Annotated in this window: 8 protein-coding genes and 1 pseudogene; 4 read left to right on the top strand and 5 right to left on the bottom strand. The window is 46.3% G+C overall.

Going from position 1 to position 9,999, the window contains the following annotated elements; all coding sequences use genetic code 11:
* Positions 1 to 22: 22 nt before the first annotated feature.
* The 4 genes and pseudogenes from F6K37_RS23190 to F6K37_RS45610 all read right to left on the bottom strand — a co-directional run.
* On the bottom strand, positions 23 to 1,018 hold the full coding sequence (locus F6K37_RS23190; RefSeq protein WP_287252385.1) for an NAD-dependent epimerase/dehydratase family protein: 996 nt from the start codon (positions 1,016 to 1,018) through the stop codon (positions 23 to 25).
* A 427-nt stretch (positions 1,019 to 1,445) separates the two neighbouring features.
* On the bottom strand, positions 1,446 to 2,507 hold the full coding sequence (hemE, locus tag F6K37_RS23185; RefSeq protein ID WP_008178937.1) for a uroporphyrinogen decarboxylase: 1,062 nt from the start codon (positions 2,505 to 2,507) through the stop codon (positions 1,446 to 1,448).
* A 293-nt stretch (positions 2,508 to 2,800) separates the two neighbouring features.
* Entirely contained in the window at positions 2,801 to 3,718 is a 918-nt protein-coding gene (locus tag F6K37_RS23180; RefSeq protein ID WP_287252387.1) for a S66 peptidase family protein, read from the bottom strand.
* 316 nt (positions 3,719 to 4,034) lie between these two features.
* A pseudogene (locus tag F6K37_RS45610) lies at positions 4,035 to 4,762 on the bottom strand (RNA-guided endonuclease InsQ/TnpB family protein); the annotation flags it as partial.
* 372 nt (positions 4,763 to 5,134) lie between these two features.
* Between F6K37_RS45610 and ffh the strand changes: the two are divergent.
* The 4 genes from ffh (at position 5,135) to F6K37_RS23150 (ending at position 8,827) form a co-directional block, all read left to right on the top strand.
* On the top strand, positions 5,135 to 6,574 hold the full coding sequence (ffh, locus tag F6K37_RS23165) for a signal recognition particle protein (RefSeq protein WP_287252382.1): 1,440 nt from the start codon (positions 5,135 to 5,137) through the stop codon (positions 6,572 to 6,574).
* A 457-nt stretch (positions 6,575 to 7,031) separates the two neighbouring features.
* Positions 7,032 to 7,280: a 30S ribosomal protein S16 gene (rpsP, locus tag F6K37_RS23160; RefSeq protein WP_287252380.1), complete on the top strand. Its 249-nt coding sequence runs from the start codon at positions 7,032 to 7,034 to the stop codon at positions 7,278 to 7,280.
* Positions 7,255 to 7,671: a KH domain-containing protein gene (locus F6K37_RS23155; RefSeq protein ID WP_008178947.1), complete on the top strand. Its 417-nt coding sequence runs from the start codon at positions 7,255 to 7,257 to the stop codon at positions 7,669 to 7,671. Before rpsP ends, F6K37_RS23155 begins: the two co-directional genes overlap by 26 nt.
* Positions 7,672 to 7,870: 199 nt before the next feature.
* On the top strand, positions 7,871 to 8,827 hold the full coding sequence (locus tag F6K37_RS23150; protein ID WP_287252378.1) for a PhoH family protein: 957 nt from the start codon (positions 7,871 to 7,873) through the stop codon (positions 8,825 to 8,827).
* A 26-nt stretch (positions 8,828 to 8,853) separates the two neighbouring features.
* Here the strand turns inward: F6K37_RS23150 and F6K37_RS23145 are convergent.
* Positions 8,854 to 9,999 (bottom strand): CHAT domain-containing protein (locus F6K37_RS23145; RefSeq protein ID WP_287252376.1); only part of this gene is annotated, 1,146 nt, incomplete at its 5' end.

The following is a 9,999-nucleotide window of genomic DNA, read 5'->3' as shown; positions in this document are numbered from 1 at the left end:
AAAGTGTCACGATTTTAAAAATCTAATCTCTGCTAATGCCACTAACTTTGAGAACGTCAGTAAGTGTAGGACAGTAAGTCGGTAAACCAAAGGTGGTTGGATTAACGGGGTTGTGATAAATAAAATGTCGGTAATTCAAGGAAAACCGACTCCAAGGATCCATCTGAATCCGGAACAGCACAATAAAGATATTGGCAAGCCAGATAAACAATGGTAGGCGAAAATAAATTTGTTTACCAAGATACCTACAAACTTCTTCTACGGCTTGGTTAACACTCAACGGCTGACAACCCAAAACCAATCTACCGCTAGACATCCACTCTGGTTCTGCACTCAATGCTTGAGAAGGAGGATGATCAATCAGGTATCGCACCACCTGAGCAATATCTTGGGCGTGGATGAAGTGGAAACTGCCATCAGCTCTAAACCAACGAATCAAGTTAATCCATTTGACAATATCTGGGAGTCCCGATGACAGATGGGAGTAGGGTTTAGTTTCGTGTCCCCCCAGTACCAAGGTAGGAAAGAGGGTAGTAATCTTAGGAGCGGACGCTAATTGGGATAAGCGCTTGAGACAAGTGTATTTGGAATAGATATATTCTGTTCCAAGTTCACCGGCTTCTTTCAGTAATTGGTTATTCCTATCCAGTACACTAGCAGTAGAGAAATAAATCACTTGCTCACAAACAGTAGGGTCAAGCAAGTTGATTAACTGGATAGTTTTGACAACGTTAATATCAAATGTTTCCTGTTGCCCTCCCCAAGCAGTTGCTGCCAGAATTGCCGCATCCATTGTCTTGAGCAAGTCACCAAAGTCTTCAATCTGCTGCAGGTCACCTTCTAGGATGGTAATGCCAGCACGCCTCTTGTCGCCACACTTCAAGTCGTCAAACTTGAATTTGTCAGGGTTTCTGACTAACAAATACAACTCATGGTCAGTTTCGAGACTTAAGGCTTCAGTGATGTAGTGACCAATGCAGCCACTAGCACCAGTCATAAAAATCCGCTTGGAGGTCATAGGATTTTCGATTTTCAATTCAATTATGTACTCCCGATGCTGACCTAACACTAACAAACAACTAGGTCAACTACTTCTAGGGGTACAAGAAGGTTTTGATCGAGTGAAGAACACTTCCTTGATTGTTGTGGTGATGCATCTTGAAGGATTCTATCCTTAGTCGTCTAATCAAGTATCTGCACTCTCAAGATATTTCTATAAGGTTGTTAATCTCATCCCCTTGAAGGGGATGAGACTGAAGCGAGGATTCCATTTAGTGGAGGGGCTACCTGGACAAGTAAACGTCTGCACCTTGAAAGCCCGGTCCAACTCTGACCGAAGGATACCCTAGGGAGGACTAGCGCTCCCCGAACCTATGACTGCTAGAGGGAGAAAATGGCACAGAATCTGGTTATCGATTCTCTACTCTCTCTTGTGTTATCGACTATTATGCATGAACAGCCATTAATTCATTTGCCTTTTTGGCAGTTTCAAAGAAGAATCTAACATTATCTTCTGGAGTGCCGGGTAAAACACCATGACCGAGATTTAAGATATGACCTTTGTTGCCAGCTTTGCGAATAGTATCGACAATGCGATCGCGAATAAAAGCTTGTGACCCAAACAGAACTCCTGGGTCGATATTGCCCTGGACTTTCATCTTATCACCCAATCTTGTTCTAGCTTCTGCCATGTCTACGGTCCAGTCTACGCTGACCATATCAACCCCCGACTGTCCCATGCGTTCAAGCACTCCAGCGCTACCACTGATATAGAGAATGAAGGGGGTATCTGGGTGAGTGGCTTTAACCTGCTGTACTACTCGCTGCTGATAGGGTAAGGCAAAGGTTTCGTAGTCTTGGGGACTCAGTTCACCTGCCCAAGAGTCAAACATTTGTATTACCTGAGCACCGCTATTGATTTGATAACGGACATAGATAGCGATCGCATCCGCTAGCTTACCCAAGAATTGGTGTAGCATAGCTGGTTGTGAGAAGGCCATCCCTTTAATGATGGAGTAATTTTTAGAACTTTTACCCTCAATCGCATAAGCGCCCAAAGTCCAGGGAGCACCGACAAAACCCAGCACTGCTGCCTCATTGCCCACTTCTTGCCGTAGCGCCTTCAAAATTTCCCGGATAAACCCAAATCTATCTAAATCCAACAGATGTAGCTGGTCAATTTGTTCCTGGGTACGAATCGGTTGGTTAATGATTGGCCCTTTACTTTCGACAATCTCAAACTCGATACCAATCCCTGGTAATGGAGTTAGAATATCAGAGAACAAAATCACTCCATCTGGTTGAAACGCTTTCCAGGGTTGTAGAGAAATCTCAATCGCGATGTCTGGATTTTCGGAGCGCTCGCGAAAACTCGGATACTTATCCCGTAAATCGCGATAAACCTTCATATAACGACCTGCCTGTCGCATCATCCACACAGGGGGACGGTCTAACACCTCACCACGAGCCGCCCTCAACAAATAAGGAACCTGGGTTGACCCAGCCATATGGTATCTATCCTATTATACTTTTTTAAGTGTATTTGTCAGCTTATCATGGTGGTATTCCCTTTACTCTCCTGATTTGAGAAGATTAAAAAAGTGTTAATAATAAGTTACATTCTAAGACGGTGCCTTCGTTAAACTGAGATCTTGCACCATTGTCATTAATCGTACGGTGGGCAGTAGGGTGGGCAGTGCCTACCAACGCGCTTTGCAAGCTTCATTATCTGTCTGGTGCACTGCCCACCCTACATGAACTGCTAACCTGCCAACTTTCAACCTGCTAACCTGCTAACCTGCTAACCTCCAACCCAACTCAAGGTCCCGACCTCAGCATCTAGTTCAACCAGCTGTCCGACAGGAAGGGCAGCGTTAACCCCATCGTGACCGAAAGGCAAGTCAGAGACAACCGGTATACCGAGATCCCAAATGCGATCGCGCAACACTTCCTCCACACTCCAGCTAGGAACATCCTTGGGAGGAGCACAACGGCTAAACCGCCCTAACGCAATACCTTTCACCCCGGCCATTGCACCACTCATGCGCCAGTGAGTCAACATCCGGTCAATGCGGTAGGGAGCCTCAGTTACATCTTCGAGAGCAAGAATAACTCCTGATAAGGAAGGTTGTAGGGGTGTACCGAGCAGATGAGTAGCGACCGTAAGATTAGCCGGTAGCAACACACCAGAAACTTTCCCATCTCCCCAACCAACCCCTTTCAAGGGAGCTATGGGTCGTCCTTCCACCCAATCAAACAACCGATTGAGTGACCATTCCGGTTCACCAGCAATAGTAGTCAATAACGGACCATGAACACCGGAAACCCCTATCTGACCAAGACTCCACAGTAAAGCAGTAATATCAGAAAAACCAATCAACCACTTCAACTGCTCTGGCCATTGTTCTGGCCATGTCCAGTCTTCCAGAAGTCTAGCGCTACCATAACCTCCTCTAGCACAGAGAATGCCCCGACATTGGGGGTCAAGACAGGCTTCGAGCAACTGTTGGCGTCGCTGACTATCAGTCCCAGCTAGGTAACCTTCCCTAGCGTTCCAGTTCTGTGGTAATTGCACATGGTAGCCACGGGATCGCCAAATCTCAATCCCCTGATTAAAAGCATCAACCTCACGCAAGGTTCCACTTGGCACAATGACCCGCAATACATCTGGGGGTTTTAATGGTGGTGGTAGCTGGCATAAAGAAAAACCAGCCATCATCTGTTGCACATAAAGTTGATTCACGCGCTCCGATACTTTTTAGCTACCAAAGTCTACCAAGATAGACCAAGGCTCGCCAATGCAAGATGCCATAGCATCCAGGGGGTATCTCCCAAAGCTCTCGGGAATATCCCGCGAGCGCCATAAAAATGTCAAAAAAGTTTAACACCGGGATTTAACCGCAACTATTAAAGCCTTGGTTTTCGGCTTTAATTTAAGTTACATAATAATCACTGTCGGTGTTACCCTAATTTAAGTGTAACAAATAATAAGAGTTTTTGGTAGACTCTGCGACATTTTATCTAGCTGTTTACTAACCCTTTTTCTTGTTTCTCAATTTGCGTTGCAGCAATCGTTGCTTGCTTTGCAAATCCACGAAAAAGCGAGGGCGTTCTACCAGTTCACCTGTCGATACAGCCAAGAACTTTTCGAGTCCCAAATCAATTCCGATCGGATCACCATCAGGCATTGGTTCAGGAACAGAAACATCGGCTTGCAGAATCAGCTGAGCGTACCAGCCCGACGATTTCAACACGACCCGAACTTGCTTGATCTCAAATCCTTCAGGAATAGGTCGATGCAAGTGGATCGGCACGGTTCCAATTTTCGGCAGTTTGATCTCAAATCCGTTGACAGGATTCGACTTGAACTGCGGAAACACAAACGAACGATACTGGCCCGACTTTTTGAATCGAGGAAATCCAAACCCTCTGTGTTGCAAGATGCCTTGAACGACTTATCCAGTCGCTTCAAGGCATCTTGCCAAACTTGGGAGTGAACTGCCTTCAGTTGTCGAATCAACTTTTTGGCTTTGGTAAGAGCGTTCTGCTGTTTGTAGTAGTCAGGGTATGGCGTGTCAGCAGGGATGATGTATTCGAGTCTGATGCTGCAAGCATTGACCAAGCATTTACGCGAATTGATCCAGTCCTTACGCTCTGCCAAAGCATAGTTATATACGCGACGGCATTGCTCCAACCAGCCAAGCATTTTAGCTTCCTGGTCAAGTCCTGGATAGATTCGGTAGCTGTAGGTCAAGTTCAACATCCGTGTATTCTAACAGATTTACATCTTCTGTTAGAACCGATAGATAGTATGTCGATTTTCGGGGCATCGAACGCGCCCCGCGTCTCCAAAGGAGAAACCCCTCAATCGACCCGGGGTGTCCATGTATCCCGACGCTAACCTTTCAGGTACAGCGCGGGACTTATAGCCTCCCGAACCCCCCATTAGTTAACCGCTTAAATAAATGTTACGAATAGCCTAGGGCTGAATACTCACCTTACCGAAATATTGAACTAAAATCCCCAAAAGCGCTATCCTAGTAAGGTGTGTAGCTAAGATGTATAGACTATCAAAACTCTGGCGACCTAGTAAAGTAACCATAATAACAAAACCATCACAATTGACAATTGACGTATGTTTGATGCTCTCGCCGAACGCTTAGAAGATGCTTGGAAAAAACTACGGGGTCAGGACAAGATCTCTAGTTCTAACATCCAAGACGCCCTAAAAGAAGTGCGTCGCGCCCTCTTATCGGCAGACGTCAACCTACAAGTAGTCAAAGATTTCGTTGCTGAAGTAGAAGCGAAAGCACAAGGCAGTGAAGTCACATCAGGTGTTCGCCCTGACCAGCAGTTCATAAAAATAGTCTACGACGAACTGGTGCAAGTGATGGGGGAAACCAATGTTCCCCTAGCCCAAGCAGACACCCCACCAACCGTTGTGCTAATGGCTGGTCTACAAGGTACTGGTAAAACTACGGCTAGTGCCAAACTCGCTTTACATCTGCGTAAGCAAGAACGTAGCTGTCTGTTAGTGGCTACAGACGTGTATCGACCCGCAGCCATTGATCAATTAGTCACCCTCGGTCAACAAATTGATGTACCGGTGTTTGAGTTAGGTACAGAAGCTGACCCAGTAGACATTGCTCGTCAAGGGGTAGAACGGGCAAAAGCAATGGCTATCGATACGGTAATTATTGATACAGCGGGACGACTGCAAATTGACCAAGAGATGATGGGAGAACTCTCCCGCATCAAAGAAACCGTCCAACCCCACGATACCCTACTAGTTGTGGATGCCATGACTGGTCAGGAAGCAGCAACCCTGACCCGCACCTTCCATGAGCAAATTGGCATTACTGGGGCAATTCTTTCCAAACTTGATGGGGATAGTCGTGGTGGTGCTGCCCTTTCAGTCAGGCAAATTTCAGGTCAGCCGATTAAATTTGTCGGGGTTGGGGAAAAGGTCGAGGCACTACAACCATTTTATCCTGACCGGATGGCATCCCGGATTCTGGGTATGGGGGATGTACTCACCTTGGTTGAGAAAGCCCAGGAAGAGATTGACATCGCTGATGCTGAACAGATGCAACAGAAAATGCTGGAAGCAAAATTTGACTTCAGCGATTTCTTGAAGCAGATGCGCCTGTTAAAGAACATGGGGTCTCTTGGTGGCTTGATGAAACTGGTTCCAGGGATGGGCAAACTCAGTTCTTCTCAACTTCAACAAGGGGAAACCAAGCTCAAGCAGTCCGAAGCTATGATTAGCTCCATGACCTCCGAGGAGCGTCGTAACCCAGATTTATTAGCTAGCTCTCCGAGCCGCCGCCGCCGCATTGCCCAAGGTTCTGGTCATACGGAAAAAGACGTCAGGGGTCTGGTGAGTGAATTTACCAGAATGCGATCGCTTATGCAGCAAATGGGTCAAGGTCAGATGCCAGCCATGGGGGGGTTAGGTGGTATGTTAGGTGGTATGGGTGGTGGAAATCCTCGTAATCAACCTGGTTGGCGTGGTAGTGGCTCTGGCAAGAAAAAGAAAAAAGCCAAGAAGAAGAAGGGATTTGGGGAATTATAGTAGAAGGTCAGCTAGTAAAAGGTTAGAAGGTTGTTCGCGTAGCGTGACCGAAAGGTCAAGGTTAGAAGGTTGAAGGTTAGAAAGTTGAAGGTTACCCTGAAGGTTAGCCTGTTGTTCGCCTTTGGCGTTCGGTGTAGGGTAGTTTAGCCAGTAGAAGGTTAGCCAGTAGAAGGTTAGCCTATTGTTCGCCTTTGGCGTTCGGTGTAGGGTAGGTTATCTGGTAGAAGGTTAGCCTAAAGTTTAGCCAGTAGAAGGTTAGCCAGTAGAAGGTTAGCCAGTAGAAGGTTAGCCTGAAGGTTAGCCCGTTCCCTGAGGCGTGCGGAGTAGGGTAGCTTAGAAGATTGTAAACCGGTAGCGGCTTGCCTGCTGATTCAGTTAAAATCTTCAACATTCAACCTGTTCACTTTCAAACCCCCAAAGATCGCTTAAAATCAAACAGGTGAATTAATTAGGTACAATGATCAAAATCAGATTAAAACGATTCGGTAAAAAGCGTGAAGTCAGCTATCGCATAGTGGCCATACCCAGCAGTGCCCGCCGTGATGGACGTCCTCTAGAAGAACTGGGATTCTATAATCCAAGAAATGATGAAACGAGGCTGAATGTACCAGCAATAGTGAAGTGGCTCAAAAATGGAGCTCAGCCAACACAAACCGTGCGTAATATTTTGCAAAAAGCCAATGTTTTTGAACAAATCAGTACCTGAAATCCTATCTGCTTCTGTTCGAGATGATGACCCAGATTATTCAGCACTAGTGAGATTTTTAATCGAGCCGTTCTTGGAATCACCAGACTCCCTCAGCGTAGACTGTGAGAAATCAAATGGGAAAGAGCGTGTGTGGATTCGACTAGCTTTTAATGGAGAAGATAAAGGGCGAGTTTTCGGTCGTGGTGGTCGCAATATTCAAGCGATTCGGACAGTAATTAAAGCAGCAGCCCAAGCTGCTGGTCAAACTGTTTATTTGGATATCTATGAAGGCTCAGGCTCAGGTAGTAGCCCTCGTCGAGACAATGGCCCTAGTCGTAGATCCATTGTCAGAAGAAGTTTACCTCGCCGAGTGTCCAGACCTAGAGTAATTCCAAGATTTCCCTCCTAGTGCTCTAGTTTTGAAGGTTTCGGTAATGAGAGGACCATGGAGAAAAGGGGGTGAAGAACATCCGGCTGCTGTACCTCTCATTACCAATGGCAGGAAACCTTGAAGATTGGTAATGAGAGGTAGATTGAGTTGTATATTAAGTTACTTAAGTTACCAGTTAACTTCGATAGTTGAGACTGAAGCCTGTAGTTGATAAACCTTGAGTGAAGTATCCAAAACAATTGAGCTACCCAGCCCAGAAAGTGCAATCGCCTTGGTTGGAGACCAGGAAGAAAACCTGAAAACCCTATCACGGCAAACCGGTGCGCATCTGGTGCTGCGAGGGCAAGAGTTATTGATTTCTGGCACCGAGAAACAGGTCGAGCGGGTATCATCCCTAGTGCGATCGCTTAAAATCTATTGGCTCGAAGGTAAAAGGATTACAGGAGTAGACATCCACACCGCAATTCATGCCTTAGATACCAAGCGACAGGATGAATTACAAGATTTACATCAAGATGTGCTGGCTCATACTCGCCGGGGTGAGGTGATCCGAGCTAAAACCTTCCGGCAACGGCAGTATATCAAAGCTGTACTAACCCATGACCTCACCTTCTGTGTGGGGCCAGCAGGCACTGGCAAAACCTTCCTAGCTGTGGTAATAGCCGCTCAGGCGTTACTAAATAATCAATATGAACGACTGATTCTGACACGACCAGCGGTAGAAGCTGGTGAAAAACTTGGCTTTTTACCAGGAGACTTGCAGCAGAAAATTAATCCCTATTTGCGCCCCCTCTATGATGCTCTCCATGAACTGATTGATACAGAGAAGACCGCCAATTTAATGGAACGGGGCATTATTGAAGTGGCTCCCCTAGCGTATATGCGAGGTCGCACCCTCAATAATGCCTTCGTGATTATTGATGAAGCTCAGAACACCACACCAGCCCAGATGAAGATGGTTCTGACTCGTTTGGGTTCACGTTCTCGGATGGTAGTGACTGGTGATCTCACCCAGACCGATTTATCTAGCAACCAACCCTCAGGATTAGCGATCACCCTAAAAATATTAAAATCTGTAGAAGGCATTGCTTTCTGCGAACTAACTAATAAGGATGTTGTCCGTAATCCCCTCGTTCAGAGGATTGTTACTGCTTATCAAAACTATGAAAAGTGAAGAATTGGTATAAACTTTGGTATTCACTAGGGATCTCCAACCAGAGTGAAAGCAGCCCAATAGTAGGGATGAGAAAAGCTTTGTTTTCCTGATCCTGACAATTCTGGGGGTAACGAGATATTCTTGCCCGAGCCATATAACTGATTATTCTCGATACGCACATTGCCTTGAATCATTGCTAACTGTGCCTGTCGCAAGGCTTCGCTTTTACTCGATGTCTTTCTCAACTGACGGTAAAACTCAGTAGTCAGCCCCAGAGCACCTTGATCACTAACATACCAAAGGGTTGCCAAAGTCGAGTCAACTCCTGCCTGAAAGGCTGACCCAGCAAAACCCAACTCCGCTTCTCGATTGCCCAAAGCGGTTCGGCAAGCGCTGAGTACCAACAACTCTACCGATGGCTCATAAAGTAGATTTTTCATTTCATACAGCCTTAGTTTGCGGTTCCACATCTGAATGTAGGAATTGTTAGGAGTTCCCGAGTTGAACTCTGCATGGGTGGCTAGGTGAATGATGCCATATTGCCTCTGTTGTCGTTGAGCCATTAAATTTTCCAGAGTAAAGGCTTCGTTGAGAAAAGAGCGACCTTTCCACAGTGTTTCAGTGATGGTGGTTAACTCCACTTCTACCCCAGGCAAAGGCTGTTGATAAGGAAATTTCGATGCTCCCATTGCCAGCACCCGGAATGGTCTAACATCTGTGTGACGAGAATAGGTTAAGCTCAGACTAGGCACCAAATTAACACCATACTTCTCAACCAGATATTGTTGCCCATCGTAGATAGCTGCTATAGGTAGGGAGCGCAAACCCTGATCCATAGCAAATATTAGGCTCTGAATCTTGCGGTCATTTAATTCCTTCTGTAAGGGCGCTATGATCCATTGATAAAGTTGCTCAGCTTGGTTTAGGTGGCCTTTGGCATCCAAGCTGTGGGGATTGCTAAGCGATCGCTGAAATCTATTGGTCACAGCTAGGACTTGATTACGACTGGCACCATTGATTCGCCGGACAATTGGATTACCTTCAGCGGTGATCACCAACAGTTCCAGCTGGTCGTTTGCTTGTGGTAAGCAACGCTCTGGTGCTTGAGGCACCTCAGAGAGTCGGTAACCAAACCGTCGGTCGATTTTGGGAACAGGGATTGAGGGAGTTTGACATCGAGTGCCTGGTAA

This window comes from Moorena sp. SIO4E2, from assembly GCF_010671945.1.
Taxonomy (GTDB): domain Bacteria; phylum Cyanobacteriota; class Cyanobacteriia; order Cyanobacteriales; family Coleofasciculaceae; genus Moorena; species Moorena producens.
Note: the sequence above shows the minus strand (reverse complement) of the source record. Positions and strands in the feature narration are given on the sequence as shown.

Bases quoted from the DNA above. Each gene is read 5' to 3' on its own strand.
- F6K37_RS23190 (WP_287252385.1), bottom strand. From the start codon at position 1,018: ATGACCTCCAAGCGGATTTTTATGACTGGTGCTAGTGGCTGCATTGGT.
- hemE (WP_008178937.1), bottom strand. From the start codon at position 2,507: ATGGCTGGGTCAACCCAGGTTCCTTATTTGTTGAGGGCGGCTCGTGGT.
- F6K37_RS23180 (WP_287252387.1), bottom strand. From the start codon at position 3,718: ATGATGGCTGGTTTTTCTTTATGCCAGCTACCACCACCATTAAAACCC.
- ffh (WP_287252382.1), top strand. From the start codon at position 5,135: ATGTTTGATGCTCTCGCCGAACGCTTAGAAGATGCTTGGAAAAAACTA.
- rpsP (WP_287252380.1), top strand. From the start codon at position 7,032: ATGATCAAAATCAGATTAAAACGATTCGGTAAAAAGCGTGAAGTCAGC.
- F6K37_RS23155 (WP_008178947.1), top strand. From the start codon at position 7,255: ATGTTTTTGAACAAATCAGTACCTGAAATCCTATCTGCTTCTGTTCGA.